This is a genomic window from Ensifer sp. YR511, assembly GCF_900103045.1.
Taxonomy (GTDB): domain Bacteria; phylum Pseudomonadota; class Alphaproteobacteria; order Rhizobiales; family Rhizobiaceae; genus Ensifer; species Ensifer adhaerens.
In genome coordinates this window covers 35,676-61,823 of record NZ_FNGR01000038.1, presented here as the reverse complement: position 1 = coordinate 61,823, position 26,148 = coordinate 35,676, and the positions used below count along the sequence as shown (strand labels likewise).

The 26,148-nt window shown below is 60.5% G+C and carries 24 protein-coding genes, 1 tRNA gene and 1 rRNA gene; 16 read left to right on the top strand and 10 right to left on the bottom strand.

Annotated elements, in window-relative coordinates:
- Positions 1-139: 139 nt before the first annotated feature.
- Positions 140-254, top strand: a 5S ribosomal RNA gene (gene rrf / locus BLU15_RS33760).
- 187 nt (positions 255-441) lie between these two features.
- Positions 442-518, top strand: a tRNA-Met gene (locus BLU15_RS33755).
- Positions 519-592: 74 nt separating this feature from the next.
- On the opposite strand, the gene BLU15_RS33750 is transcribed toward BLU15_RS33755, so the two are convergent.
- From BLU15_RS33750 to BLU15_RS33730, 5 genes are all read right to left on the bottom strand, one after another.
- Positions 593-1,153, bottom strand: a complete 561-nt coding sequence (locus BLU15_RS33750) for a GNAT family N-acetyltransferase (protein WP_090301448.1) — start codon at positions 1,151-1,153, stop codon at positions 593-595.
- Positions 1,154-1,177: 24 nt separating this feature from the next.
- Entirely contained in the window at positions 1,178-3,535 is a 2,358-nt protein-coding gene (locus tag BLU15_RS33745; RefSeq protein ID WP_090301446.1) for an Orn/Lys/Arg family decarboxylase, read from the bottom strand.
- Positions 3,536-3,767: 232 nt separating this feature from the next.
- Positions 3,768-4,340: a DUF1349 domain-containing protein gene (locus BLU15_RS33740; protein ID WP_371590285.1), complete on the bottom strand. Its 573-nt coding sequence runs from the start codon at positions 4,338-4,340 to the stop codon at positions 3,768-3,770.
- Positions 4,341-4,482: 142 nt separating this feature from the next.
- Entirely contained in the window at positions 4,483-4,689 is a 207-nt protein-coding gene (locus tag BLU15_RS39725) for a BA14K family protein (RefSeq protein ID WP_060580821.1), read from the bottom strand.
- 343 nt (positions 4,690-5,032) lie between these two features.
- On the bottom strand, positions 5,033-6,019 hold the full coding sequence (locus tag BLU15_RS33730) for a polysaccharide deacetylase family protein (RefSeq protein ID WP_090301442.1): 987 nt from the start codon (positions 6,017-6,019) through the stop codon (positions 5,033-5,035).
- A 426-nt stretch (positions 6,020-6,445) separates the two neighbouring features.
- On the opposite strand from BLU15_RS33730, the gene dtd reads away from it, so the two are divergent.
- On the top strand, positions 6,446-6,889 hold the full coding sequence (dtd, locus tag BLU15_RS33725; protein ID WP_090301440.1) for a D-aminoacyl-tRNA deacylase: 444 nt from the start codon (positions 6,446-6,448) through the stop codon (positions 6,887-6,889).
- Positions 6,890-6,973: 84 nt separating this feature from the next.
- Here the strand turns inward: dtd and BLU15_RS33720 are convergent, their stop codons facing one another.
- Positions 6,974-7,945, bottom strand: a complete 972-nt coding sequence (locus tag BLU15_RS33720; protein ID WP_090301452.1) for a DMT family transporter — start codon at positions 7,943-7,945, stop codon at positions 6,974-6,976.
- 143 nt (positions 7,946-8,088) lie between these two features.
- On the opposite strand from BLU15_RS33720, the gene BLU15_RS33715 reads away from it, so the two are divergent.
- Positions 8,089-9,006, top strand: coding sequence for a LysR family transcriptional regulator (locus tag BLU15_RS33715; protein ID WP_060603388.1), 918 nt, complete (start codon positions 8,089-8,091; stop codon positions 9,004-9,006).
- 90 nt (positions 9,007-9,096) lie between these two features.
- Here the strand turns inward: BLU15_RS33715 and BLU15_RS33710 are convergent, their stop codons facing one another.
- The 3 genes from BLU15_RS33710 to BLU15_RS33700 form a co-directional block, all read right to left on the bottom strand.
- Positions 9,097-9,552 (bottom strand): carboxymuconolactone decarboxylase family protein, encoded by a 456-nt coding sequence (locus tag BLU15_RS33710; RefSeq protein WP_060603391.1) that lies wholly within the window; start codon positions 9,550-9,552, stop codon positions 9,097-9,099.
- 22 nt (positions 9,553-9,574) lie between these two features.
- Positions 9,575-9,985 (bottom strand): cupin domain-containing protein, encoded by a 411-nt coding sequence (locus BLU15_RS33705; RefSeq protein WP_060603394.1) that lies wholly within the window; start codon positions 9,983-9,985, stop codon positions 9,575-9,577.
- An 86-nt stretch (positions 9,986-10,071) separates the two neighbouring features.
- Complete coding sequence (locus tag BLU15_RS33700; protein ID WP_090301438.1) at positions 10,072-11,280, bottom strand: NAD(P)/FAD-dependent oxidoreductase; 1,209 nt, start codon at positions 11,278-11,280, stop codon at positions 10,072-10,074.
- Between the two features lie 270 nt (positions 11,281-11,550).
- Here BLU15_RS33700 and BLU15_RS33695 point away from each other — a divergent pair, with 270 nt between their 5' ends.
- On the top strand, positions 11,551-12,090 hold the full coding sequence (locus BLU15_RS33695) for an RrF2 family transcriptional regulator (RefSeq protein ID WP_060603510.1): 540 nt from the start codon (positions 11,551-11,553) through the stop codon (positions 12,088-12,090).
- A gap of 121 nt (positions 12,091-12,211) precedes the next feature.
- Positions 12,212-13,120, top strand: a complete 909-nt coding sequence (locus tag BLU15_RS33690; protein WP_090301436.1) for a LysR substrate-binding domain-containing protein — start codon at positions 12,212-12,214, stop codon at positions 13,118-13,120.
- Here the strand turns inward: BLU15_RS33690 and BLU15_RS33685 are convergent.
- Positions 13,117-14,067 (bottom strand): alpha/beta fold hydrolase, encoded by a 951-nt coding sequence (locus BLU15_RS33685; protein WP_090301434.1) that lies wholly within the window; start codon positions 14,065-14,067, stop codon positions 13,117-13,119. The two genes, BLU15_RS33690 and BLU15_RS33685, sit on opposite strands and share 4 nt — an antisense overlap.
- A gap of 289 nt (positions 14,068-14,356) precedes the next feature.
- On the opposite strand from BLU15_RS33685, the gene BLU15_RS33680 reads away from it, so the two are divergent.
- The 10 genes from BLU15_RS33680 (at position 14,357) to BLU15_RS33635 (ending at position 26,148) form a co-directional block, all read left to right on the top strand.
- Positions 14,357-14,797, top strand: coding sequence for a VOC family protein (locus tag BLU15_RS33680; protein ID WP_029742721.1), 441 nt, complete (start codon positions 14,357-14,359; stop codon positions 14,795-14,797).
- A gap of 134 nt (positions 14,798-14,931) precedes the next feature.
- Positions 14,932-16,242 (top strand): epoxide hydrolase family protein, encoded by a 1,311-nt coding sequence (locus BLU15_RS33675; RefSeq protein WP_090301432.1) that lies wholly within the window; start codon positions 14,932-14,934, stop codon positions 16,240-16,242.
- Between the two features lie 489 nt (positions 16,243-16,731).
- Positions 16,732-17,061, top strand: coding sequence for a DUF6522 family protein (locus tag BLU15_RS33670; protein WP_090301430.1), 330 nt, complete (start codon positions 16,732-16,734; stop codon positions 17,059-17,061).
- A gap of 104 nt (positions 17,062-17,165) precedes the next feature.
- Positions 17,166-17,936 carry a DUF542 domain-containing protein gene (locus BLU15_RS33665; protein WP_090301429.1) on the top strand — a complete coding sequence of 257 codons (771 nt, stop codon included), beginning with the start codon at positions 17,166-17,168 and terminating at the stop codon, positions 17,934-17,936.
- Between the two features lie 495 nt (positions 17,937-18,431).
- Positions 18,432-20,591, top strand: a complete 2,160-nt coding sequence (locus tag BLU15_RS33660; RefSeq protein WP_090301427.1) for a NosR/NirI family protein — start codon at positions 18,432-18,434, stop codon at positions 20,589-20,591.
- 35 nt (positions 20,592-20,626) lie between these two features.
- Complete coding sequence (gene nosZ / locus BLU15_RS33655) at positions 20,627-22,555, top strand: TAT-dependent nitrous-oxide reductase (RefSeq protein WP_090301425.1); 1,929 nt, start codon at positions 20,627-20,629, stop codon at positions 22,553-22,555.
- 3 nt (positions 22,556-22,558) lie between these two features.
- Complete coding sequence (locus BLU15_RS33650) at positions 22,559-23,887, top strand: nitrous oxide reductase family maturation protein NosD (protein ID WP_060530201.1); 1,329 nt, start codon at positions 22,559-22,561, stop codon at positions 23,885-23,887.
- Positions 23,853-24,752 (top strand): ABC transporter ATP-binding protein, encoded by a 900-nt coding sequence (locus tag BLU15_RS33645; protein WP_090301422.1) that lies wholly within the window; start codon positions 23,853-23,855, stop codon positions 24,750-24,752. The genes BLU15_RS33650 and BLU15_RS33645 overlap by 35 nt, the downstream gene beginning before the upstream one ends.
- Positions 24,749-25,570 carry an ABC transporter permease gene (locus tag BLU15_RS33640; protein ID WP_034799004.1) on the top strand — a complete coding sequence of 274 codons (822 nt, stop codon included), beginning with the start codon at positions 24,749-24,751 and terminating at the stop codon, positions 25,568-25,570. The genes BLU15_RS33645 and BLU15_RS33640 overlap by 4 nt, the downstream gene beginning before the upstream one ends.
- Positions 25,567-26,148 carry a nitrous oxide reductase accessory protein NosL gene (locus tag BLU15_RS33635; protein ID WP_029742711.1) on the top strand — a complete coding sequence of 194 codons (582 nt, stop codon included), beginning with the start codon at positions 25,567-25,569 and terminating at the stop codon, positions 26,146-26,148. Before BLU15_RS33640 ends, BLU15_RS33635 begins: the two co-directional genes overlap by 4 nt.

Below are 26,148 nucleotides of genomic sequence, written 5' to 3'. Positions count from 1 at the left end.
GATTGGCTTGATCGTTCCCATTGCTCATGCTCATCATCCAGATGAGCGACGTGTTCAAAACAAAACGAGTTGGCTCGACCAACTCACCAGCTTCTCATCCGGTTTGCGTCCGCTAGACGCAAATCTTGCGCTTTGCCGACCTGGTGGTTCTGGCGGGGTGGCTGCACCCGTTCCCATTCCGAACACGGCCGTGAAACGCCCCAGCGCCGATGGTACTTCGTCTTAAGACGCGGGAGAGTAGGTCGCTGCCAGGTCTGCAAAGCGCAAGAAAATCCGGAAAACAAAGATCACCTTCTCTTCATGCCTCGGCCCAGCCGAAACACGGGCCGCCCTCAAGCGGCCCTTTTGTTTTGCTAAGCTCGGAACAGACAAACAACGGGATTTTGCCTCCGGCAAAACCCGGAATAAGCGGATAAACCGCAAAGCGGTTTACCGCGATGGCGCGGGGTGGAGCAGCCCGGTAGCTCGTCAGGCTCATAACCTGAAGGCCGCAGGTTCAAATCCTGCCCCCGCAACCAAATCAAAAAAAAAGCCCGCCTGGAGAAATCCAGCGGGCTTTTTGACGTTTGAACGGCGCGCACAGGGGCGACCCTCATCGGGTGGAGAGAGGCGGCGGCGGTGGCGGCGTCGTCGAGCCCGTACCCAGAGAGCGTTGGACCATGACGCTATCGGCCCAGCGCCCGTAACGATAGGCGACACCCGGAAGCAGGCCGACGCGTACGAAGTTGAAGCGTTCGTGCAAAGTGAGGGAGGCGACATTGTCGGCGTCGATGTAGCCGATCATCTGGCGAAAGCCGGCTGCGGCGCAGGCGTCGATCAGGCCCCGCATGAGCAGACGTCCGACGCCTTGACCGAGATGCTCGTGGTGAACATAGATCGAGTGCTTGACCGTGTAACGGTAGGCGGGGCGCTTGCGAAACAGCACGACATAGGCGTATCCGACCACCACGCCCTCCTTGACCGCGACGAGATGGGGCAAGCGGCGGCTTTTCAGGTTCTTCCGCCGCTCGCGAAGGTCTTCCGGCTGTGGTGCGTCGCCCTCTTCGACACCCTCTTCTATGCCGCGTCGGATGTGCCGGCGATAGATGGCCAGCATGGCATCAACGTCGCTCTCCCGCGACGGGCGAATGATGATTGTTTCATCCTGCGGCATGAGGGGTCACGAAACTCCAAAATTCTATTCAGCGACGACGTAGGTATGAAGTCGTATGCGGCCCGACGCGTCGGTTTGGCGGTAAAGGCCCTGGATCTCGACGTCGAAGCCGGGGAAAGTGTTGAAGCAGGTTTCGAACATCTTGAGATAGTCGATCATTGGCTGCGCGCGCTCGGTCAGTCGCTCGCCCGGCACGATTGTGGCGATCCCCGGCGGATAGACGACAAAAGGTGTCGTTGCGATCCGCCCGGCAATGGCGTCGATCGGCAGAAAGTCGACGTCGTTGCGCACAAGGCAGCGCGCCGCGTCGTGGGGTGAAAGGGCGATATCCGGCAGATGCTCTTCGGAAAACTGCTTGGCCTGCAGCGCGCTGACATTGGCGTCGCGGAAGAATCGATGCATCTCGCCGCACAGATCACGCAATCGAACCCCCGCGTAGCGGCCGGGGCGGCGGCGATAGAACTCCGGGATGACCTCTTCCAGAGGCGCGTTGTCGTCATGAAGCCGTTTGAATGCGACGAGGCCGCTGATCAGTGTGCCCGCCTTGCTTGCCTCGACGCCGGGCGTGAGCAGAAACAGCAGAGAATTGAGATCGTTTTTCTCTGCGACGATCCGGTTCTCGCGCAAGTACTGCGCAACGATCGGGGCGGGAATGCCGTGCTCTGAATATGCGCCGGTTGCCCTGTCAAAACCTGGCGTGAGCAACGTGAGCTTGTTGGGATCGGTCATCGCGAAGCCCGGCGCCATAAAGGAAAAGCCGTGCCATGCAGCCCCCGGGGTGAGGTGCCAGAAGGCCGGATTGGTGGCGAGCTGATCGGTGGCGACGCTCTCCCATGGCACGTCGTGTACCGCTCCGGGGCTTGCCACATCCGGCATGGCCACGCGGTCCGGCACGAAGGGCTCGAAGAACCAGCGGCGCTCGGGCCGACGCTCCTTTTCCTCGAACTCCCTACGCACCGCCCGGATTTTCTTGCGAAGCTCGATGCCGAGCCGGATCGTATCGTCCCACAGCACTTCGCCGGAACGACCCTTCATCATCTGCGCGCCGACATCGAGGGATGCGAAGAGCGGATAAAAAGGCGACGTCGAAGCGTGCTGCATGAAACTCTCATTGAAGCGTCGGTGCTCGACCCGGCGCTTCTGGCCGGTAATGTGCCGATCCTTCATGTGGATCTGCGATGCCTGCGAAAAGCTCGCAAGCTGCTTGTGCGTGGATTGCGTGGCGATGATACCCGGTGCCTCGGGTCCGAGTTCGGCAAGGCCCATGGCAAAACGACCGGCATAGAGCGGGTGAAATTTCATGAAGCCCGCCCAGGCCTCGTCGAACAGGATGTAATCGCACAGATGGCCGATGGCTTTCAGGATCATCTCGGCATTGTGGATCGTGCCGTCATAAGTGCACTGTTCCACCACCGCCACCCGAAACGGGCGCGGTTTCTGCCAGGCATCCGGGTCTTTGACCAGCGGGTGGGCGCGGATGCGTTCGCGCAGCGCCTCCTCATTCAGCGCGCCTAAATCCATGGGGCCAATGAGCCCATGGGCATTTCTGGCGGTCGGCACATAGACCGGGATGCCGCCGGAGATCATCAGCGCGCCGTGATGGGCCGCCTTGTGATTGTTACGGTCAAACAGCACCAGGTCGCCATCGGTGACCAGAGCGGAAAGCGCAACCTTGTTGGAAGTCGAGGTGCCGTTAAGGACGAAGTAGGTCTTCTCCGCGCCAAAAATCTTGGCGGCTTCCTTCTGGGCGGCGAGCGCCGGCCCTTCATGGGTCAGGAGATCGCCGAGATCGAGCACGGAATTGTCAAGATCATCGCGAAAGACCGCTTCGCCCAGATGCTCCATGAACACGCGGCCGACGGGGCTGCGGCTGTAGAACACGCCGCCGTTGTGTCCGGGGCAGGTCCAAAGCTGGTTGCCTTCCTCGGCGTAATCCACCAGCGCGCCAAAGAAAGGCGTCTTCATCGTCTCGGCATATTGCTTGAGGCGGCTGATGAGGTTTTTCGCGATGAAGGCAGGCGTCTCTTCGGATAGAAAGACATAGCCGTCGATGAAGTCGAGCACTTCGACCGGTACGTCCTCAAAGCGCTTGCGCCGGATGAGAAGGATGATCGGGAATTCGAGACCGCGTCGCCGCATCAGATTGATGAGGGAGGCGGTCTTGCCTTCCATGCCTTTCTTGCCCCAGTCGACCATCATGCAGCCGATGGCCGCGTCAGTCTGGACGGCGATTTCTGCATCCTCAAGGCTCCGTGCGCGGACCACCTCGAAACCCGACCGCTCGATCTCCTCGACAATCTGCTTGTACCTGGCCCCCTCGAGATCCTCGTTGTCGAAGGCGGGTGTCGCGAACAAAAAGGTGAAGCGTCTGAAGTAATCCATCTGTGCCTCCGCCATTTACACGAAGCGAGTTGTTCGTGCGTTTCGTGACGATGTTGTGACGGCGGCTCTGCTTAGACGCGATCTGTGAGCCGCAGGAGGTTGCGGAACGCCCGATGCGCTCTTGAAGTTCCACTGCGGCAAGGCGCGCGCGAAGGAATACCGACGACGGGTCGGACGTCCCTTCAAAGCCCGATCAAGGCGAGCGGATCGCCGCTGCTAGCAGCAAGGGTTCCTATGAGGCATGCAAGTCGCGCGATATCGGAGCGCCCAGGCAAAATCGTTCGAACTGCGCGGTAAAACCTTCGCGCTCAGGAGAGCAGGCCATGACACCGATCCGTGCGTCTTCACCGGAGAATGGACATAACCGCGCCATCTGCCACGGACCATCGCCAAGGTGAAACTGGACCCTGAGCGCTGCCTCGTGCCGCGTCAGCCGGATATGCACTTCCGCGTTCGGCTGCGCTTGCGCAAGCGGGATTACGGACCAGTCCGACGTTCCGTTCGTGACGACAACTGAGAAATGCATCAATCCGTCGGTGAACTCTATGCCGGTCTTGAGCCAGTGAGTTTCGTCGATAATAAGCATCAGCCCGGCTTGATCGTAGAGCTCGCGATAATCACCGCGCACGACCACCGATGCGGTAAAATCTCCGCTCACCGCCTGCAGTCTGGCATGACCGGAATGGCGCCTGAAGCCATAGAAGGTTGTCTGCCAGAAGTCGGTATTCGCCTCCGTTTTGAGGGTTAGCACGCCATTTTCGACGTTCCAGTTTCGAGGCTCATTCAACCAGGTAAAATCCGTCAAAACTCCCTCCAGCCTTACGATCGGCACGCAGGACGCACCCACCATTGCAGCACATCTATGGCCGAAGCAGGCGTCCGTAAAGGTTTCTGCGCGAAAGGTCGCCACGCCTGTGTGGGCGACTTGTCGGCCGGAGGCGCAGCCTTCACCTGCATTCGTAGCGCCGGCCGTCACGCCCAATGAATGTTCCGCTGCGCGGGTCATAGGAGCGGTAGCGCGCAAGGCACCGCGCATCGCGATCGTTGCGCCGATAAGCTTCCGCCTCGCGCTTCCGCTCGGCCTCCTGTGCCGCACCGATAATGATGGCACCGAGGGCCAAACCGATCGCGCCGGCGGCCAAACCAGCCTTCATATCCTTCTTGTCCTGTTTTTCCTGGCGCTCGCGCCACCGATCGCGCCGCGCCTCCTCACAACGCCACCGGTCTCTTCCGTGAAGGTCCCGACAATGGTGCCAACCTCCATCGTGATCGTCAGCAAGGACGGTTGGAGCTGCAGGCACGGTCGCGCCCAAAGCTGCGGTCAGCGCGAGAACCTTACCGAAGACCGACGCACGCATGGGACATACTCCTTCAAATATCGAATCGACTGTTCAGGAGTCTTGCGGCCAGGCGTTGCGAGAACATTGCGGCGAAGCACAGGGTTAAGCCGTCGCGGCCAAGCGATTGCTGGAGCTCGATCTTGGCCACGGATGCGGATCAGAGCGGCGCGTCGGGATCGGAGTATCGGGTCACCCATGCCGGAGGCTCTTCCTCCTTGCTTCCATTCACCTTGAGGTCCCGCTCCCTTGCCCAGCGATACCCCCACATTGGTCCGAACTTGGTGGCAAATCGAGGCGGCTGCCTGTACGCCGGGTGGGCTTGCGCCTCCTCCAGGGAGACGAAGCGGTAGCCCGTACTTCTGAAAAGCCCGAGTATTCGATCGATGGTGGCTGCATTGATGCGATTGGCATGAAGCAGGAGAATGCCGGGCGGTTCGCACCCGAGGACCTTGCGGTTCAGATCCGCATAATACGCAATCTCGACGCGGCTATAGTCTATGTAAGCGTCTTCGATCCTTCGGACCATCGCCGTATCGGATCGCGCCAATGCCCGTTCATATGCAGCATCAAACACATAATCCGACGTATCGATGGTGGATCCCGCGAGATGATAACCGCGTTCGCCAAGTACCCGTTCGAACGCCTCGCGACGTTGATCCGTGTCTCCCAGGTGATTGTAGGGAAACCGGAAGAACCGAAGGGTTCGGCCGGCCTTTTCCACCATCGGCCGAATGGTCGCCTCTCCGTCAATCACTTCGCGACGAAACGCATCGACGTCCAAGGTATTGCTATCGGGGTGGTTCGCACTGTGATTGCCAAGCTCGAATTGGCCAGTGTTCCACGGTTCCAACAGTGCCTGACCGATCTCACCCAGCGCCTGCACACGCCGTTCGACGACAAAACCGATAGCGGGAACGTTACGAACGGCGAGACCGGCCAGAATGGCTTCGTTCGTGGCCCTCGCGACCGCAGCGAGTTCCTGCCCTCCCGCATCGCCTGCTCGGGTATAAGGGAGATCGTCGAACGTGATGGCAACCGTTCTGTCGTGCGGAGAAGGGCAAACGGGTTCGATCGCCTGCGACCGGGCCGGATCTGCCGGTGTCAACAGCAGCACGAGACCCGCCATCACCAGTCTCGTGCGCATTCCATTTCCTCGCTTGGTTTCTCTTTCTGCGCGCGGAGTGCCGTTTTGCGTCGTGTCGTTGTCACAAATGCTCAAGGCCGTTTCGCTCCCTGTTTGAAGTGCGCGGCTTCATGCAGAGCACCGGCCTTCGCCAATCTTCCATTGATTGGCGAGATCACAGCGCCCGGATTGCCTCAACATTGCGTACGATCCGACAAGCCCAACGACGGTCGCGATCAAACGTGGTAGCTCGCCGTCGTCCACGGCCATTCCACCGCGTGAAAATGCTACCCCTTCAGGCACGGTAGCGAGCGCCGGCCAGGTCTGCCCATCGTTCGACCAGGTCTGACGACGTCGTCCAGACGGTTGCTGTCGGGTCGCATAGAGCTTGATTGCGATCGCCTCGGAGTGGATAAACGCCGGCAAGCCATAGGGAGATTCCTTGCCATGAGAGCACTTGTCCAGCGCGTTTCATCTGCGCGTGTCACGGTAGACGGCGCGGTCACGGGAGAAATCGCCAGCGGCCTGTTGGTGCTCGTGTGTGCGATGAAGGGCGATACCGAGAAGGAAAGCGAATGGCTGGCGCGCAAAATCGTCAACCTGCGCATCTTCCGGGACGATCAGGATCGCATGAACCGTTCCCTGATCGATGTGGGCGGCTCAGCGCTCGTCGTGAGCCAGTTTACCCTGGCCGCAGAGACGAAAGGGAACCGGCCGGGCTTTTCTACGGCCGCGCCGCCGCAGGAGGGTAAACGCCTCTATGAGCATTTCTCTGCACAAGTTTCGGCCCTTGGCGTTGCTGTTGCGAATGGCGTCTTCGGCGCGGACATGCGGGTGGAGCTGGCCAATGACGGTCCTGTAACGATCTGGTTAGATACAGTGGCCGGTTGATCGGTTTGGAGTGCGAGGATGCGCATCAAAGAAAAGCGTCCGACCGAGGTCTCCATGACCAGGGGGTAGCCCATCGCGCGAGCGTCAGGATGGCTGCGCGATGGCCCCGTTCATTTGGGCCTGCTGACCGTAGAACACGCGAATGGCAAGAATGACACCAGCGATGAGTACAGCGACGCCGGCTGCTTCCATCATCGTCGGCCAACGTGCATGGACAACAAGTCCGCCAATTACGCCGAAGGCCGTTTCCGACACGATCAGCTGTGCCGCGAGCGCAACAGGAAGCGTCCTCGACGCGACATTCCAAGCCCATACCCCGCACACGGTCGCCATCAGTGCCAGCGACGTTCCCCATAGATAGAGGGAGCCGGCGGCTTCCCAACCGAAACCGAGCTTCGGAAGCTGGAAAAGATCCATCGCCGCACCGACCGGGTAGAAAACCAGCATCTGGAGACCACCGCCGATCAGGATCAATGCGGACCATATGCCCGACGGCATCGCCGGGCGGATTGCGAGCGCTGCCTGATTGGCGATCGCGAACCATACCCATAGACCGACCGCGGCCAGAGCAAGCGGAATACCAATCCAAAGCGAGCGAACGGAACCGAGACTATCTGCGGTGAACGCCGTGCCGTTGACCAGCACGAGACCGATCGCCACCAGTGCAAGCGGTGTCATCAAGAAGCGCCATGGCAGTGACGCCTGACCCCGGTTTCCAATGACGGCAAGCACAATCGGAACCAGGCCAAGGAAGGCAGGCGCAATGACCGGGCCGGCGTAGATTGCCGCTCCCGTTACCGTCAGGAAGTAGCCGACATAGCCGATGAAGGCCAATCCCGTGGCAGCCATGGCGTTTTGGAACGTCAGGTGGCGCAATGCCGTCTTACGTTCTGAAAACAGAATGAAGACCCCAACCGTCGCCGAGACCACATGCCGGATAAGAGCAAAGTCGAACGTGGAGAAGTCGCCGATTATGAACGGCACGACGAAATTGAGGGAGAAGGCAAAGGCTGCAAAGAGCGCCGCAAATACGCCGACCGAAAACTGCCTGTTCATCATGAGCATAGCCTCAGAGTTTTGATCGAGCTTTGCCGATTTCTCGTTGCCAAGCTCCGTTTCCACGATCCTTAAAGGGATAATCCTTCCCTTCGCGCGCTTCGACGCATAAGTTCGCAAGAGGGTTTTCGAAAAATAGAAACATGAACTGGAACGATGTCCGCTACTTCCTTGCAGTGACACGCCAGGGCGGCCTCACCGGCGCTGCGCGTGAAGTGAAAGCGAGCGCTTCGACGGTGGCGCGACGGATAGAGACCCTGGAATACGCTCTGAAGACGCGCCTGTTCGAGCGCCGGCCGGACGGCTACGAGCTCACTGACGCAGGCCGGGCGATGGTCGAGAAAGCAACGGCGATTGAAACTGCCATGCGCGAACTGGAAGGCAGCTTCTGCGGCCAGGACGGGCGCGTCTCGGGGGCGGTTAGGATTATCACCGTCGACACGCTCGCACATCATCTTGTGATGCCAAACCTGCCTGCTTTGCAGGAAGCCTATCCCGATCTTTCGTTGGGCGTTTCGGTCAACGCCACGTCCTTCGCCCAGATTCCACAGCGAGAGACGGATATCGGCCTTCGGCTCTGCCGCCCTGAACAGGGCAACTATGTGGTACGCCGGATCGGCACGATCGCGTTCGGTCTCTACGCGTCGAAAGCCTATCTTGAAAGCCACCCGATCCGGGAAGATCACTTGCCGATTACCGGCCATCGGCTGATTTCGTGGGGCGATCCCCTGTCGTTCCTTGTCCTGCCCAAGACCCTGCGCTCGTGGGTCGAAAGCGGCGCCGCCAACTTTACGGTCGATACAATGCAGGCGCAGGTGCTCGCGATGAAGGCCGGCAACGGCCTTGGCGTATTGCCATGCATCCTCGCGGACACAGACGAGGGACTTGTCCGCGTCAAACCCGACCTTTGCAGGCAGGAGGAAGCCATTTGGCTTGTCGTTCATGAAGGGGTCCGCGACACCAAACGCATTCGTGTTGTTGGCGATTTCCTCGAGACGATCGTGAAGCAAGGCCAGCGCGCACTTTCCGGTCGGGATTCGGAACAACTGCAGGTGAAGTGACGCATCGGGCCAATTTCACCTCTCTGGCGGCTGGCCCACGCCGATAACGAACTGGGGACGTGCTTTGATCACGCCCCCAGACCAGAGTGCCTAGTTGTCTAGGGCTGCCTGTGGTGTATTGCGGAAACTGATGGCCATGCGATTGTAGGCATTCATCAGGCCGATCGCGATCGTGAGATCCGTGAGTTCGCGCTCGGAGAACACGGCGCTTGCAGCCTCAAAGGCTTCGTCGGGCACGCCCGTCTCAGCGACGCGTGTTACGGTTTCGGCCCAGGCAAGGGCAGCTTTTTCACGACCATCGAACAGATTGCCAGCCTCCTTCCAGGCTTGCACCAAGGCGACCTTCTCGATCTGCTGCCCCTTCTTCAGCAGTTCGCGGGTGTGCATGTCGAGGCAGTAGGCGCAATTGTTGATCTGCGAGATGCGCAGATAGACCAGTTCGACCAGCGCGGCGGGAAGGCCGCTTTGCAGGATGTAGCCATAGACGCCGCCGAGCGCTTTGACGCCGGCAGGTGCGATCTGATTGTAGTCGAGACGTTTGCTCATTCGTTTGCTCCTTGGGCTGGTCTTATCGGATGGGAGTGGTCAGTTCTTTTTCGTCGCTGTCGGCGACAAAGACCGCGAGCAGCTTTGCCGACTTGGTCTTGCTGGCATTGCGGCTAACGAGATGCCTGGACGCCGGAGGCTCGTACCAGCTCTCGCCAGCGCGGTAGGTCTGCGTCGGACCATCGTTCACCTTGGATTCTATTTCTCCTGAGAGAACGTAGGCAAAGATGAAGGACGATTTTGCGTGGCTGTGAGGGGCTGACGTACCGCCGGGAGGATAATCAACGATCAACGTCGTCAGGGTCTTGCCCGGTATGTTGGGTATTTCTTTCGCAAAGTGGGGCGTAACGACGTCGCCCGGATCATGCGCAGCCGCGGGCATTGCCGAAGCGATTGCAAGCGATATGGCGGCTAAGAATTTTCGAGCTTTCATGGTGGTAACTCCGTGATGAGAACTGGAATAAGCGAGCCCGCACGCGATTGGGGGCGGAGCGACGGGCTCGCCTTAGCGAAAGATCATCAGGCGACAACGATACGCAGCGGGTCCGCGGCCGCGAGCGCCGTCGTGCGATCGGCAATCGGGGGATAGATCCACGTGGTGTTGATCGTCGTCTTCAACTTTTTGGCTTCGGCGCCCGACAGCTTGATCTGGCGGTCCCAGCCCTCGGTGTAAACGGCGCCCCATGGACCGAGGTCGAGGCAGGTAACATACTTCTCCTGGCTGTAGGGGATCGGAGCGACGCCCAGGAGATCAGCGGCGACGTTGTGACCGGACGAGCGCCCGAGGTTCTGGGCGTGCTGACAGCTCATCATCGTTCGGTTTCCGAGATCGTCCGTCGCGGCACAGGCAACGTCGCCCGTTGCAAAGACGTTTTCTTGTCCAATGACCTTGAGATTCCGGTCGACGTGAAGCCGTCCGAACGAGTCCTTGTTCGCGTCGATCTGACTGGTGATCGGGTTGGCGCGGGCGCCAGCCGTCCAGATAACCGTGGCCGCCTCGATGCGTTCTCCGGTCGACAGGCTCACGCCGCTCTCATCGATGGCGACGATCGGCGCGCGCAGATAGGTTTCGACACCCAATTCCAAGAGGGCCTGCTCGATAACTGGGCGGGGGCCGGGGCCTAGATCTGGTCCGATCGCAGGGCCTCGCTCAACGATGACGACGCGGATCTTGGCGGTGTCTCCAAGTGCGGCGCGCAAACGATGCGGCATTTCGGCTGCCGTTTCGATGCCGGTAAACCCGCCGCCAGCGATGACGACAGTGTTGCGGGCATGGGTTTCGGGAAGCCGACCCAGGTCGGAAATGTGATCCTCGAGCTTGGCTGCATCGGCAAGCTGGTCGACATTAAAGGCGTGGTCGAGCCCGGGAATGTCCGGGCGGAAGAGGACGCTGCCCGTTGCAAGGACCAGTTTGCTGTAGTTGATCGTGCTATGCCGACCATCTCCATCCTGATAGGTGACGGCGTTGTCTGTCGTCGAAATGCCGGTTGCATAGCCCTTGATAAAGCGTACGCCTGCATTGGCGAATATCTCTGACAGGGGCGCCTTCATTTGGGCCGCGTTCTTTTCGTAAAGGCGAGGGCGAACGTGGAGCTCGGGCTGCGGTGCAATCACGGCAACTTCGACGGATCCGTCCGCCTTTCCTTGCTGGTCCAGTAGCCGCATGGCGCCGAGTGCCGACCACATTCCGGCAAAGCCAGCGCCGATAATCAGAATTCGTTCACGCATTTCATTTCCTCAGACAAGGCTTCGCCGTCGACTGGAAAGGCCCAGTCCCAAGACGATTGCCATTTTGATGGTGTCTCCGATCAAGACGGTTTCCGCGACAATCCCAAATGTCATCGAATAACTACGACTAACTTAGTCGGAGTAAATGGGCAACGATAATTGCAGCCTCTTTCGTTGACGCAGTGTCAACAGGGCGAACACGCATCAATCCTTGCTGAAACGCGTGTTCGATGTTATCTCCGACTATATTTGTCGCTGTTTTGGTGTTCCATGGCTCACGTAAGCGCAGGCGTCGAATACGCTCTACACAGTCTCCTCCTGCTTATTGACGCGGAGGAGTTGGGCCAGCCGGCGAGTGCGCGCGATCTTGCCGAACTCCAGAAAATACCCGCCGAATACGTTGCGAAGCTTTTCACGAAACTCCAGAAGGCGGGCATAGTCATTGCACGCGAGGGAATTGGTGGCGGCTTTGCCCTTGCACGCCCCGCGTCCGACATCACTGCACTCGACGTCATTGAGGCAGTCGACGGGCGCAAAGCGCTGTTTGAATGCAAGGAAATCCGAGGACAATGTGCGCTTTTCGCAGACAGCACCCCAGCCTGGGCAAAGGACGGCGTCTGTTCCATTCATGCTGTGATGATCGAAGCGGAGAAGCGGGCACGAGAGGTCATGGCAAGCCACACACTAGCAGCGATTGCCGGACGTGCTGCCTCTAAAGCGCCCAAGGAGCATGCGGGCCAGGTAAAGGATTGGCTTGCGGCGCGCACGCCACAACGCCGGCGCCGCGGCGCCTCGGCAGGAGCCAAGTGACAGAGCGCCGTAAAAAGATACTCTCTCTTGTTGTCCGCGCGTTCTGAGCGCTTTGTCTCGCGGCGGAGGCCAAGAGACGCCGTAGCGCGCAATCAGCGTCAAGAGAGTTGGCGGGGGTATCATGGATCGCTTCGAAGCAATGAAAATGCTGCTCGCAGTCGTTGATGCCGGCAGCATCTCCGCAGGAAGCAGGAAATTGAATGCTCCGCTGCCAAGCGTCAGTCGCAAGGTTGCCGAACTCGAACGGTACCTGGGGGCGAGCCTCATCGTGCGCACCAGCCGCAACCTTCAACTCACCGATGCGGGCCGGGAATATGTCGAGGCGGCCCGAAAGATCATGGGCGATCTGGAGGAGGCGGAGCGGCGAGCCTCGGGCGAATACCAGACACCGCGCGGTACGCTGACGATTACCGTACCGGTCGAGTTCGGCGCCCGCTACATCATGCCGATCGCCCTTGGTTATTTGGAGAGGCACCCGGAGGTATCTCTGAACCTCATTTCGCTCGACAGAACGGTCCATCTTGTCGAAGAGCAGGTCGATATCGCCATTCGTCTCGGCGACCTCGCGGACAGTTCGCTCTATGCGGTCAAGGCCGGAGAGTTTCGCCTGCTGACCTGCGCCAGCCCGGCATATCTTGAGCGCCGGGGTCTGCCGACGCATCCGGGCGATCTTGAAGGCCATGACGGAATACTCTTTAACAAGCGGACGTTCTTCTGGACGTTCGATGTCGACGGCCGCCCGATGGAGGCCGTTCCCCGCAATCGTCTTGAGGTGAATACCGCGGCCAATTGCGTGGCCGCGGCGGTCGGCGGAGCCGGCATCGCCCGCTTGTTCGATTACCAGATCCCGGACGAGTTGTCGTCAGGCGCCCTCGTGCCGGTTCTGGAGGGTTTCGACGGCGCGTCGAGACCGATCCACATCGTCTATTCCGGTCAGGGCATGCTCACGTTGAAGGTGCGCTCCTTCATTGACTGGGCCCTGCCTCGCCTTCGCACTGTCTTCGGGCGGAGTGAGGCCTTGAAGGCCTAGTCGGCGAAGGCGCGGCGAACTTCGTCGACTGTTCGTGACGGATCCTGAAGGTGGGGGAAGTGGCCAACACCCTTTAGAACGGCGAATTTCGAACCGGTTCGATCGGCGAACTCCTTGCCCATCTCCGGTTTGATGTAGATGTCCTTTTCGCCCCAGATCACCTTGATCGGGGTCTTGAGCCTAGACAGATTGGCCTCAAGATAATCTTCATCCCGCGTGAAGTGGGCGTAATAGAATGCGAAGGCGTCGGCTGTCGTCACACCGTCGCGCATCCAGGATTCCTTCATGTCCGATTGCACCTCGGACGGCAAGTCGAACTGGTTTTCCGGTGCAAGGCCACGCCGATGTACGTTCTCCAAGATCTCGTCGCTTGTCTTGTTCATATAGGCGCGTGTCGGTGTTGCCGTCGGTTCGGCCTTCAGATTTTGAAGGCTCTCGTACATCCAATGCGGCCTGTTGAACGGCGCAAAGTCGCCGACGATGATCTTCTTCGCGACCGTCGGTTCTTCCAGCGCAAGAAGCAGAGCGGGAAGGCTGCCGATGTCCGAGGCGTAGATCACCAAATTCGATCGGTCGATGCCCGATCTGTCGATATAGGCTTTGAGAACCTTGGCGTAGTCTCTTGGTGAATAGGAGAACCGCTCCGGGGAAGGGCGCGACGACTGGCCATAGCCAGGCCAATCGAACGCATGAACTTCGTACTGTGCGCCCACAGTTTGCGTGATCTTCGCCCAGACGCCCAGTGTCTCGGGAAAGCCGTGCAGGAAGAGAACCGTGCCGTTCGGATTGCCCTGACGGGAAACCATTCGTCGCAGCGTTATGTTCTCGTCGATCGTGATGAAGTCGATTTTCAGGGCCGTTGCGGAGCCGATTGGGCCCGCGTGTCCTGGTGCGGTCGATGCCATGATCGCAGAAGCTGTTGCGACGACGGTCTTGAGCGATGCCATGTCTTTAAGTCCTTCCGGTCTCTGAATGGTGAGTGTGACCAGAGCATCGGGCATCGAGTAGTCCGTCGGCAGATGCAGTTTTTGAGAGGCACCCTCTTGAACTCGGGCAAATTCGCTCTCGAGTGGACGCCAGTGCATTCAAGCGAGAGGATGGCTCTCAGATTTGCTCAGTACCGGGCAGCAGGTGCGATCCGTAGATTCCCGTCATTCATGGATCGCCGGGTTTAGCGACGATCCCGAACGATGCAGCGAGACGAGACCGTCACTCGCGACGAAAGGACTGAGGAAAATGAACGACATCACGGCCTCCCCGCACAAGGAGATCGCGGAAAAGACAAGAGCGCTCGCCGGCCACTCTACCGTCGGCACGAACGACCTCGATGCCGCAGCGGCTTATTATGACAAGCTCCTTGCCGTCTTCGGCATCGGCCGCGTGCTCGTCCAGCCCGGACGCGCTGTCTATTACGGCCACCGTACCCTCGAATTCGGTGTGACGAAGCCCTTCAACGGAGAGACAGCGGTTGCCGGCAATGGCACCATGGTCGCCTTTGAAGCGCGCTCTCGAGCCCAGGTCGATCAGGCTCATGCCACGGCACTGGAAGCAGGAGGTTCCGACGAGGGTGCTCCCGGCCCGAGAGGCCCGGACGGCGGTGACCCCTATTGTGCCTATTTCCGAGATCCCGAAGGCAACAAGTTTCTCGTTTACCGCAAAGGCCCCGACGAGGTTTGATGATCAATGGAGTGCGGGGGCCGTCGCGCGGAGCGAGCCCCCCGCTCGACCTGTTTCCGCGCATCTTTTGAACAAGAGCTCTGCGCGGATCTCTCCAATGCGCCTTCTGGATTAGCGGACAGGAGTTTTTTGAAATGAACCTGGAAAACAAGGCTGGTGACGGGCCGCTCACGCGACGCTCGTTTCTGTTTCGGGGCGCTGCGATCGGTGTAGCCGCCGCGGTGCTGCCCAGAACCGGCATCGCAGCCGTGAACACGACGGCGACGGGCGATGCCATCCAACCATTCAACGTCGACATTCCTGAAAATGCCCTCATTGACCTCAGAAGGCGCCTGGTCGCAACCCGTTGGCCGGACAGCGCGACCGTCTCGGATCGGTCCCAGGGCGTCCAGCAGCGCAAGCTTCGTGAACTCGCGCAGTATTGGCAGTCCTCCTATGATTGGCGCCGGGCAGAGCGCAAGCTGAACGCGTTTCCCCAATTCCTGACGAAGATCGACGGGCTCGACATCCATTTCATCCACGTACGCTCCCGCCATGAGAACGCTCTTCCGCTGATTATGACCCACGGGTGGCCGGGTTCGATCTTTGAACTGCTTGACGTCATTGATCCGTTGACGGATCCGACTGCACACGGCGGTAAGGCCGAAGACGCCCTCCATCTCGTCATCCCTTCAATCCCAGGCTTCGGCTTTTCGCAAAAACCAGACACGACCGGTTGGGAGGCGCAACGGATCGCACGTGCCTGGGACGCCCTCATGAAGCGGCTCGGCTATAACAGCTATGTCTCGCAAGGCGGTGATTGGGGCGCGATCATCAGCGATGCCCTGGCGCGTCAGGCGCCAGCCGGACTGCTTGGCATCCACGTCAACAGGGTGGAGCGTTCGACGACGCTTCCAGCGGACGCTGCCAAGGCGTTGAAGAACGGCGGGCCGGCTCCCGAGACCATGTCTGCCGATGAAAAGAAGGTTTTCGACGAGGCTCGCGACTTCCTGAACAACGGTTTTGGCTACGCCTCGATCCTCAGTACGCGCCCGGAAACGATCGGCTACGGCCTTGCCGATTCACCGGTGGGGCTTGCAGCCTGGCTCTTGGACAAGATCGCCGACTGGGTGTTCACGCGTGGCGATGCGGAACAGGCGCTCGGCAAGGACGCCATCCTCGACAATATCACCTTGTATTGGCTGACCAACACGGGCCCCTCGAGCGGACGTATCTATTGGGAGAACGTCAAGGCAGGCGCGAAGCTCACGCCAGCCAGGGTTCCTGTGGCCGTCACCGTCTTTCCGGGCGAGGTCTATCGGCCACCGAAGCCATGGCTGTCAAAGGCTTATCCAAAGCTCGTCTACTACAACCGCGCCTTAAAGGGTGGGCACTTCGCCGCCTGGGAGGAACCCGAAATCTTCGTCGAGGAGATCAGAGCAGGCTTCAAGTCTATGCGCTCTTAGACGATGGATCGCCATCCCAAGAGGCCAAGCAAGCTCCGCGCGGATTGCCGCGCGGTCAGCAAGGGAGCCGGTCTCAGCCGGCATCGGTATCGGCTTTGCGGCAGAATACTTAAGTCGAGTAGTCAGTAGCCGACGTGCTTGATCCGATGCGATACCGGATGTCGACGATGGCGAGGAATTTGACGACCGCGTCGAAAGCTTGCGTTAGCGCAACAAGGCCTGACGCCAAACATCTAGCAAGGAGCAGCCGGGTTTCGCGGATCGAGCACATTGGAGGGTTCAAATCATGGTCGAGATGGAACAGAGGGATCCAACGTTATGCGATTGCACGATTGAGGTTGCTGAACTGTTTGCCAGCATCCCGCCTGCTGGCATTGACGACTGCTTTTTGCTCGATCTTCTTAGCGTTCGCCTTGAGGCATCACGGGACCGTCTGACGCGGCCTCATCCGCGCGCGAGGGACGACACGTCATCCGAAAGAAAAGCTCTATGCTGACACTGACAAACCGACGAGTTTTGCGCGTCGAGCGCGACGCCAGTGGCGATTTCTCCGTGCCGGCGGCGACCATGTCGTCGGCGCTGCGTCTGCCCCCGACTGAGCTCAGAAATCGCCTCGGCCGGGGAGAAGTCAAGAGCCAGGTTGAGATCGGTCAAGGGGAGCACCTGGGCACATTCCGGTTGACGCTTCGGTGCGGCGGGCGTCTCTGGACTGCAACCGTAACTTCCGATGGTACGGTGATCGATGAAGTCTTCACGTTCGACCGCGAGCGCCTGGCGAACTGGCGCCGTCGCCACGGCACCAGCGGCAAGGGCCCTTAACGGTTATTCAGATCTTCAACGATTGCGATCCTTCCGGAATAAAGTTGCGTTTCGACAAAGAACGATCGGAAAAACTGCCCCAGCTTCTCCCTTGAACAACGATCATGGATCGCCCCGCTTTGAAATCGATTGCGGATCATGACCTTTTAGGCGCCAAGGAGAGCACATTGACCGAATACACATTGGACACAGCCGTCGGAGTGATTGCGTGCGAGCTTCCCGGTGCCGCGGAACTCTTCAGACAGCACGGTATCGGATTTTGCTGTGGTGGCGATGTACCGCTTGCGCAAGCGGCCGCGGATGCCGGCATAGAGGCCGCTGATCTGCTCGATCGGCTTCAGGCGTTGGAGCTTGCCGCAAGACGCGAGGCTCCGGATGCTACAGGCGAGCTTATCGCTCATATTCTGGAGCGTTATCACCAGGCCCACCGCACCGATCTGGAATGGTTGATCCCGCTTGCCCAAAAGGTGGAGCACGTCCACGGTGCTCATCGCTCCGCGCCACTTGGTCTTGCCGACGCGCTGGCCAAGCTCAAGGACCACCTTCTTCCCCACATGGCGCGGGAAGAGCTTGCGCTCTTTCCGATGATGCGCCATGAGCCCGATCCGGACATCCGACATCTGATTGCCGGCATGCGGGACGATCATGCATGCGAGAGCCGGAGCCTCGGCGTGATCGAGCATTTGACGCATGGTTTTACGCTTCCGGACGGGGCCTGCAGGTCCTGGACGGCGCTCTATGTCGGGGTTCAAAAATTCTGCGACGATCTCGTTACACATATGCATCTGGAAAACAGCGTTCTGTTTCCGCGGTTCGCTGGCATTGATGCATTTGAGGGTTCCGCTCTCTCGCCAGCAGCGCGTTCCGCGGGGTGAGGCCCTGACAGGTCTTTCCGGCATCGCTTGGCCCAACGGGAGGAGGCGGAGCTTCACACATCTCTTTGCACGCAACCCGACCCGGCGCTTAGCGCCGGGCACACTTTCACTGTTTTGAGCTGGCGCCGACGTGCCCCCACGAGGCACGGCGGCGATCAATTTGCTCTTCGCGAGCCGAGCTCACAGGGCGGAACTTGTTCGCACGACGCGCAGTAGTTGTGGGTGGCGGGCTGCCTGCCGTCCCCTGGCAGATATCGCGCGGAGGGCAGGCCACGGGCAGGGCGATCCGACTTCAAAGGTATTGTTCTTGCGCCGGTCGGCCGCCGGCTTGACGCGAAGTCTTTTCCCCAGCTCCACCTGAGCATCAATCCGTGCACGACATGCGACAATCAAGGATTGCAATCAACGAAGCTGTCTTTGTTTGAGCTAGATCAAAGAATGTCCCGCGCCAAAGTTTCAATGCTCCGGCAACGATTTGCGGGAAAACACCCTGGAATGAAACTCTTCCGTCTTGCCCTTTTCCTCTGCCTCAGCCTCTGCGGTGCCGTATCCGCCAGCGCGGCATCGGTGCTGCAGGCGTTTTTGCCGACCACCACAGCCTCCGATCTTGTGCCAGGAGCGGACGGTTTTGGCGCTGTGCGTGATGATGTGGCGGCGGCCCCGGTGCTGAAGGGCGGCCAGACGGTGGCGTGGGTTTTCGTGACCTCGGATTTCGTCGGAACGACCGGCTATTCCGGCAAACCCATCCATACGCTCGTCGCGGTGGACAAGGATGCGAAGATCGTCGGCGTCCGGCTGGTGAAACATTCGGAACCCATCGTCCTCATCGGCATTCCCGACGCCAAGGTGAAGGCGCTTGTTGCCGGCTACGCAGGCCTTGATCTCGTCGCCGAGGCGAAATCCGGCGGTACGACCCACGAGGTAGATATCATCTCGGGCGCGACGGTGACCGTCATGGTCATCGACGATTCGATCGTCCGGTCCGGGCTAAAGGTTGCGCGCGCGCTCGGGCTTGGCGGATTGACACCGGAAGCGGACAATGCCGGCCCGCGCTTCGAAATCGATCCCGCGGCCGCCGCGCCGGCCGACTGGGTCGAGGCAGAAGGTGACGGCACGCTGCGCCGACTGTCGCTCGACGTTGCGCAGGTCAATGCTGCTTTCGCCGGCCATCCCGATGAGCGCGCCCGCGAGCGCGCGATTGCGCAAGCGCCGGAAACGACATTCATCGAGATGCAGGCGGCACTGGTCTCGGTCCCTTCCATCGGCAAGGCCTTTCTCGGGGCAGCCGAAGAGAAAAACCTTCAGGCTTGGCTTGGCGAAGGCGAACACGCGATCGCCGTGGTCGGACGCGGGCTCTATTCGTTCAAGGGATCGGGCTATGTGCGCGGCGGCATCTTTGATCGCATCGTGCTGATCCAGGACGATGTTTCCGTTCGCTTTCGTGATCGCGACCACCGTCGCCTGGGGGCAATCTCGCTTGCCGGTGCGCCGGAATACAACGAGATGGACCTGTTCCGCATTAAAGCAGGCCTCGGCTTCGACCCGACAAAACCTTTCCGCATACAGCTCCTGGCCCAACGTGAGGTTGGACCGGTCGAAAAAGTCTTTCATACCTTCGATCTGGGTTACCAGCTTCCGCAGAAGTATCTGCGTGCTGTCGCGCCACCACCGGTGAAGGACGTTGCAGCCGTTGCTGATCGTGACGAGGGGACTGCACAGTCCGACCTGTGGAAGCGCATCTGGGACGACTCGAAGCTGAAGATTGTCGTGCTCGGCGCCATGTTGGTCGTGCTGACGGGCGTGTTCTTCTTCCAGACCTATGCGGTCAGGAACGCGCGAGCGTTCTACATCTTTCGCATCATCTTCCTGACAGTAACGCTGGTCTTTCTTGGCTGGTATGCCAACGCGCAGCTTTCTGTCGTCAATCTGATGGCGCTCTTCGGCAGTCTCGTCAACGGGTTCAGCTGGCAGGCTTTCCTGCTCGATCCGCTCACCTTCATCCTGTGGTTTGCCGTTGCCGCGGCACTCCTGTTCTGGGGACGAGGAGCCTATTGCGGCTGGCTCTGCCCCTTCGGCGCACTGCAGGAGCTGACCAACCAGATCGCACGCAAGCTGCGTATCCCGCAATGGACATTGCCATGGGGCCTGCACGAGCGACTCTGGCCGATCAAATACATGATCTTCCTCGGCCTTTTCGGGGTCTCTCTGATGAGCGTCGAACAGGCAGAGCATCTGGCCGAGATCGAGCCATTCAAGACAGCGATCATCCTGAAGTTCATCCGCGCCTGGCCATTCGTGGCCTATGCCACAGCACTTCTCGTCGCCGGGCTCTTCGTCGAGAGGTTCTATTGCCGCTACCTCTGCCCGCTCGGTGCGGCGCTTGCGATCCCTGCGCGCATACGCATGTTCGACTGGCTCAAGCGCTACCATGAATGCGGCAACCCCTGCCAGACCTGCGCCCACCAATGTCCGGTGCAGGCGATCCACCGGACCGGCGAGATCAATCCGAACGAGTGCATCAACTGCCTGCACTGCCAGGTGCTCTACCAGTCCGAAACCGTCTGCCCCGTCGTGATCAAGAAGATGAAGTCGCGGGCGAAGCTTGCGGCAAGCCCGGGCGGCGTGCCGACCCATCAACCCGCAGCCAAAGTTTAATCGAAGCCAAGGTTCAAGCAAAAAGGAACCAGATCATGGAATCAAAGGAACACAAGGGACTAAGCCGCCGAGCACTTTTCAGCGCGACTGCAGGCAGCGCCATTCTGGCGGGCACTGTAGGGCCGGCCGCACTCAGCCTCGGCGCTGCAGGATTGGCGACACCGGCCCGTGCGGCCACGAGCGCCGACGGCTCGGTCGCACCGGGCAAGCTCGACGACTACTACGGCTTCTGGTCCTCCGGTCAGACCGGCGAGATGCGCATTCTCGGCATTCCCTCGATGCGCGAACTGATGCGCGTGCCGGTGTTCAACCGTTGCTCGGCCACCGGTTGGGGGCAGACCAATGAATCGATCCGGATCCATCAGCGCACGATGACGGAAAAGACTAAGAAGCAGCTTGCCGCCAACGGCAAGAAAATCCACGACAACGGCGACCTGCATCACGTCCATATGTCCTTCACCGACGGCAAATATGACGGCCGCTACCTGTTCATGAACGACAAGGCCAATACGCGCGTGGCGCGCGTGCGCTGCGACGTGATGAAGACCGACGCCATCCTGGAGATCCCCAACGCCAAGGGCATCCACGGCATGCGTCCGCAGAAATGGCCGCGTTCAAACTATGTGTTCTGCAACGGCGAGGACGAGGCCCCGCTCGTCAACGACGGCTCGACGATGACGGACGTGGCGACCTACGTGAACATCTTCACCGCCGTCGATGCCGACAAGTGGGAAGTGGCCTGGCAGGTGAAGGTCTCGGGCAACCTCGACAATTGCGATGCCGACTACGAGGGCAAGTGGGCGTTCTCCACCAGCTACAACTCGGAAATGGGCATGACGCTGGAAGAGATGACCAAGTCCGAGATGGATCATATCGTCGTCTTCAACATCGCCGAAATCGAGAAGGCCATTAAGGCCGGCCAATATGAGGAGATCAACGGCGTCAAGGTGGTGGACGGGCGTAAGGAAGCAAAGTCGCTCTTCACGCGCTACATCCCGATCGCCAACAACCCGCACGGCTGCAACATGGCGCCGGACAGGAAGCATCTGTGCGTTGCCGGCAAGCTTTCGCCAACCGTCACCGTGCTGGACGTGACGAAGTTCGATGCCCTGTTTTACGACAATGCCGAGCCGCGCAGCGCGGTGGTTGCGGAACCGGAACTGGGCCTTGGCCCATTGCACACCGCCTTCGACGGGCGCGGCAACGCCTATACCTCGCTGTTCCTCGACAGCCAGGTGGTAAAGTGGAACATCGATGAGGCCATCCGCGCCTACGCCGGTGAGAAGATCAACCCGATCAAGGACAAGCTCGACGTTCAGTATCAACCCGGCCACTTGAAGACGGTGATGGGTGAAACGCTCGATGCCGCCAACGACTGGCTCGTTTGCCTGTGCAAATTCTCCAAGGACCGGTTCCTGAATGTCGGCCCGCTGAAGCCGGAAAACGATCAGTTGATCGACATCTCCGGTGACAAGATGGTGCTGGTCCATGACGGCCCGACCTTCGCCGAGCCGCATGACGCCATCGCCGTCTCCCCCTCGATCCTGCCGAACATCCGCTCGGTCTGGGATCGCAAGGATCCGCTGTGGGCCGAAACCCGCAAGCAGGCCGAGGCCGATGAGGTCGACATCGACGAATGGACCGAGGCCGTGATCCGCGACGGCAACAAGGTTCGCGTCTACATGACCTCGGTCGCACCCAGCTTCAGCCAGCCGAGCTTTACGGTGAAGGAGGGCGACGAAGTCACGGTCATCGTCACCAATCTCGACGAGATCGATGACCTTACCCATGGCTTCACCATGGGAAATCACGGCGTGGCGATGGAGGTCGGCCCACAACAGACGAGCTCCGTTACCTTCGTTGCGGCCAATCCTGGCGTCTACTGGTACTATTGCCAATGGTTCTGCCATGCCCTGCACATGGAAATGCGCGGCCGCATGTTCGTGGAACCGAAGGGCGCCTGATCGATGCGGCTGTCCGTTCTCCTGATCGGCTTTCTTCTCGCCTCTCCGCTCTTAGCGGCGGAGCGCGCAGTCGTGCCGGGTGCGGGCAGTCTTGCCGCAGCCATCGCCGGGGCTCAACCCGGCGATGTGCTGGTGTTGACCGACGGGGCCTATGACGGCCCCGTCACCATCGACCGACCACTGACCATCACCGGTCCGCGCGGAGCGGTGGTGAATGGGCTTAAGCAGGGTAGCGTGGTGACGATTGCCGCGTCGGACGTCACCTTGACGGGGTTCACCGTCACCGGTTCGGGTCGCATCAACCAGGATCTCGACGCCGGGGTCAAAATCGTTCAAGGCGCCGATCGCGCCCGTGTCGAAAAGCTGCTCGTCACCGACAACATGCACGGCATCGACGTCCATGGCGGCCGCGACACGATTGTCTCCGGAAACGAGATCACCGGCACGCGCAGCGCCCGCATGAACGAGCGCGGTAACGGCATCTATGTCTGGAACAGCCCGGGTACGCTGCTTCAAGACAATATTATCCGCTACGGTCGCGACGGCATCTTTTCGAACGCCAGCGCCGACAGCATCTATCGCCGCAACATTATGCGCGACCTGCGCTTTGCCGTGCACTTCATGTACACCCGCAACACCGAGGTTTCCGACAACATCTCGATCGGAAACCATCTGGGCTTTGCGATCATGTTCTCCAACCGCGCGAAGATCCTGAACAATCTCAGCCTTGGCGACCGCGAGCATGGGCTGATGCTGAACTATGCCAACAATGCCGACGTGTCAGGCAATCTGGTGCGCGGGGGCACGAAGAAATGCCTGTTCATCTACAACGCCCACAAGAACCTGGTCTGGGGAAATCGCTTCGAGAGCTGCGGCATTGGCATACATTTCACCGCCGGTTCGGAAAAGAATGTGCTGACAGGCAACGCCTTCATCGCCAACCGCGAGCAGGTCAAATACGTCGGCACCCGCAATATGGAATGGAGCCATGAAGGCCGGGGCAATTTCTGGTCCGATCATCCGGCCTTCGACCTCAACGGCGACGGCATTGCCGACAGTTTCTACCGCCCCAACGACCTGATGGACCAGATCCTCTGGTCGCAGCCCGCGGCAAGCCTGCTCACCGGCTCGCCGGCCGTGCAGATCGTTCGCTGGAGCCAGCGGGATTTTCCCGCCACGCTGCCTGGAGGCGTGCGCGACAGCGCGCCGCTGATGCGCCCCCTGACCATCCCTGTCCCGCTCGAAATCCTTGCCTATGAGGCGGAGGCCGCAGGGCGCTGGACTGAAGGAAATTACGATGACACCGACGTTGACAATCTCCAGGCTCACTAAGCGCTTCCAATCGGTGGAAGCGCTCAAGTCCGTTTCCCTTGCGCTGGAGCCGGGACGGCGCGCGGCACTGCTCGGCCATAACGGTGCGGGCAAGTCGACGATGATGAAGATCGTGCTTGGCCTCATCCCCTTCGACAGCGGCGAGGTTTCGGTTTGCGGCTCGGCGCCCGGTTCGCCCGCCGCGCGGACCCAGGTGGCGTATCTGCCGGAAAATGTCGCCTTTCACCCGGCTTTGACGGGAGAAGAACAGCTTCGCCACTATCTCGCACTGCGTGGCGAAAACCCGAAGCAGGCCACGGAGCTTCTTGCGAGGGTCGGACTGGGCCACGCGGCGCGGCGTCGGATCGGTACCTATTCCAAGGGCATGCGCCAGCGGGTGGGTCTGGCCCAGACGCTGATCGGCCGCCCCCGTCTCCTGGTGCTGGACGAACCGACCTCTGGCCTCGACCCGGTGTCGCGACGGGACTTCTATGACCTGCTCGACGGGTTGGCCGCAGAAGGAACCGCCATCCTGCTCTCCTCCCACGTGTTGACCGAGGTGGAGGCCCGCACCGACAGCATCCTCATCCTTTCCGGTGGGGAACTGGTGGCAGAAGGTACGCTTGCCGATCTTCGGACCCGTGCGGCACTTCCGGTCGCCTTTTCCGTTCGCCCCGCACCGGGCCATGCGCCGGCGCTGGCAGCGACCTTTCCCGAGGGGGTGGAAGGGGAGGACGGTCTCTTGCGCCTTCACGGTTCGCAGTCGGAAAAACTGCCGCTCCTTGCCCGCATTGCGGCGCTTGGGAGCGCCATTGCCGATCTCGATGTCATCCCGCCCAGCCTCGAGGACATCTACAGCCACTTCAGCCGGAGGGACGGGCAATGAACCGCATCCTTGCCACCGCCGTCAGCGAATTCCGTATCGCATTGCGCAATCGTTGGGTCTCTATCGCCACCGGCATGATGGTGCTGTTCGCCCTGGTGCTGGCCGCCGCCGGCTCTGCCCCGACGGGCGATGTCGGCGTCGACCGGCTCTCCGTAACGGTCGCCTCGCTCACTTCGCTTGCGGTCTATCTGGTTCCGCTTTTGGCATTGCTGATGAGTTTCGATGCGGTGGCTGGCGAAGTGGAACGCGGCACGCTGCCACTGCTTCTCACCTATCCCGTCTCACGCCTGCAGATTCTGCTCGGCAAACTGCTGGCGCATCTCGCAATCCTCGGTCTTGCCGTGACGCTTGGCTACGGCGCGGCGGCGCTCGCAGCCGTCTGGTTCGATCCTGGAGCAACCGCGGGGCTTGGCGCCCTATGGCGGCTGATCTGGTCCTCTGTGCTGCTGGGTGCGACCTTTCTTGGCACCGGCTATGCGCTTTCGGCTTTGGCGCGACGGCCGTCGGGGGCGGCGGGCTTGGCCATCGCGCTCTGGCTGGTGGCGGTGGTGCTCTACGACCTCGCCCTGTTGGCGTTAATCGTGACGGATGGAGGCGGTGCCTTCACCACACACGCATTGCCCGTTGCGCTGCTTGCCAACCCTGCCGACGCCTTTCGCGTCTTTAACCTCTCGGCCGCACAAGCCGTTTCTGCCGCAGGCGGACTGGGTGGCGCCGCCGGCACGATCCCGCTCTGGCAATCGGCAGCCTCCCTCCTCGCCTGGCCACTCGCCGCCATAGCCCTTGCCGCCGCAGCCTTCCGAAAGGTGACCCCATGAGGACCCGACTTCGCTTCGTGCTCGTCGCGGCCGCTCTGGCGCTGCTCTCCGCCTGCAAGGAGGACGTCGCCCAAAGCATCGTGCCGCAGGACATGACGCCCGAGACCCTCGGTCATTACTGCCAGATGAACCTTCTGGAGCACCCCGGCCCGAAGGCCCAGATCTTTCTGGAAGGAAGCCCCGCGCCGCTCTTCTTCAGTCAGGTGCGCGATGCGATCGCCTATGCGCGTGGGCCGGAGCAGATTGCGCCGATCCTCGTCATCTATGTCAATGACATGGGGGCTGCGGGGGCAACGTGGGACCAGCCCGGTGACGGCAACTGGATCGCCGCCGACAAGGCGTTCTACGTGGTCGGCTCTGCCCGGCGAGGCGGCATGGGTGCGCCCGAAGCCGTGCCGTTTTCAAGCCGCGACGAGGCTGCGGCCTTCGTTCTTGCCGAGGGCGGCCAGGTGCTTGCGCTCGCCGATATTACCGATGCCATGGTTTTGACGCCGGTGGAGACCGGCTCGGAACCGCGAGCGGACGACGAAGACTATCTCGGCCGTCTGCGCGCATTGCCCCATCCAGCCGGAGGTTGA

Excerpts from the sequence above, each read along its gene's own strand:
- BLU15_RS33680 (WP_029742721.1), top strand. The coding sequence starts at position 14,357 with ATGAACGACATCACGGCCTCCCCGCACAAGGAGATCGCGGAAAAGACA.
- BLU15_RS33710 (WP_060603391.1), bottom strand. The coding sequence starts at position 9,552 with ATGAGCAAACGTCTCGACTACAATCAGATCGCACCTGCCGGCGTCAAA.
- BLU15_RS33650 (WP_060530201.1), top strand. The coding sequence starts at position 22,559 with ATGCGGCTGTCCGTTCTCCTGATCGGCTTTCTTCTCGCCTCTCCGCTC.
- BLU15_RS33745 (WP_090301446.1), bottom strand. The coding sequence starts at position 3,535 with ATGGATTACTTCAGACGCTTCACCTTTTTGTTCGCGACACCCGCCTTC.
- BLU15_RS33705 (WP_060603394.1), bottom strand. The coding sequence starts at position 9,985 with ATGAAAGCTCGAAAATTCTTAGCCGCCATATCGCTTGCAATCGCTTCG.
- BLU15_RS33640 (WP_034799004.1), top strand. The coding sequence starts at position 24,749 with ATGAACCGCATCCTTGCCACCGCCGTCAGCGAATTCCGTATCGCATTG.
- BLU15_RS33635 (WP_029742711.1), top strand. The coding sequence starts at position 25,567 with ATGAGGACCCGACTTCGCTTCGTGCTCGTCGCGGCCGCTCTGGCGCTG.
- BLU15_RS33750 (WP_090301448.1), bottom strand. The coding sequence starts at position 1,153 with ATGCCGCAGGATGAAACAATCATCATTCGCCCGTCGCGGGAGAGCGAC.
- BLU15_RS33665 (WP_090301429.1), top strand. The coding sequence starts at position 17,166 with ATGGATCGCCCCGCTTTGAAATCGATTGCGGATCATGACCTTTTAGGC.
- BLU15_RS33720 (WP_090301452.1), bottom strand. The coding sequence starts at position 7,945 with ATGAACAGGCAGTTTTCGGTCGGCGTATTTGCGGCGCTCTTTGCAGCC.
- BLU15_RS33695 (WP_060603510.1), top strand. The coding sequence starts at position 11,551 with ATGGCTCACGTAAGCGCAGGCGTCGAATACGCTCTACACAGTCTCCTC.
- BLU15_RS33690 (WP_090301436.1), top strand. The coding sequence starts at position 12,212 with ATGGATCGCTTCGAAGCAATGAAAATGCTGCTCGCAGTCGTTGATGCC.
- BLU15_RS33700 (WP_090301438.1), bottom strand. The coding sequence starts at position 11,280 with ATGCGTGAACGAATTCTGATTATCGGCGCTGGCTTTGCCGGAATGTGG.
- BLU15_RS33660 (WP_090301427.1), top strand. The coding sequence starts at position 18,432 with ATGAAACTCTTCCGTCTTGCCCTTTTCCTCTGCCTCAGCCTCTGCGGT.
- BLU15_RS33670 (WP_090301430.1), top strand. The coding sequence starts at position 16,732 with ATGCTGACACTGACAAACCGACGAGTTTTGCGCGTCGAGCGCGACGCC.
- BLU15_RS33645 (WP_090301422.1), top strand. The coding sequence starts at position 23,853 with ATGACACCGACGTTGACAATCTCCAGGCTCACTAAGCGCTTCCAATCG.
- BLU15_RS33715 (WP_060603388.1), top strand. The coding sequence starts at position 8,089 with ATGAACTGGAACGATGTCCGCTACTTCCTTGCAGTGACACGCCAGGGC.
- BLU15_RS33685 (WP_090301434.1), bottom strand. The coding sequence starts at position 14,067 with ATGGCATCGCTCAAGACCGTCGTCGCAACAGCTTCTGCGATCATGGCA.
- dtd (WP_090301440.1), top strand. The coding sequence starts at position 6,446 with ATGAGAGCACTTGTCCAGCGCGTTTCATCTGCGCGTGTCACGGTAGAC.
- nosZ (WP_090301425.1), top strand. The coding sequence starts at position 20,627 with ATGGAATCAAAGGAACACAAGGGACTAAGCCGCCGAGCACTTTTCAGC.
- BLU15_RS33675 (WP_090301432.1), top strand. The coding sequence starts at position 14,932 with ATGAACCTGGAAAACAAGGCTGGTGACGGGCCGCTCACGCGACGCTCG.
- BLU15_RS39725 (WP_060580821.1), bottom strand. The coding sequence starts at position 4,689 with ATGAAGGCTGGTTTGGCCGCCGGCGCGATCGGTTTGGCCCTCGGTGCC.
- BLU15_RS33730 (WP_090301442.1), bottom strand. The coding sequence starts at position 6,019 with ATGCGCACGAGACTGGTGATGGCGGGTCTCGTGCTGCTGTTGACACCG.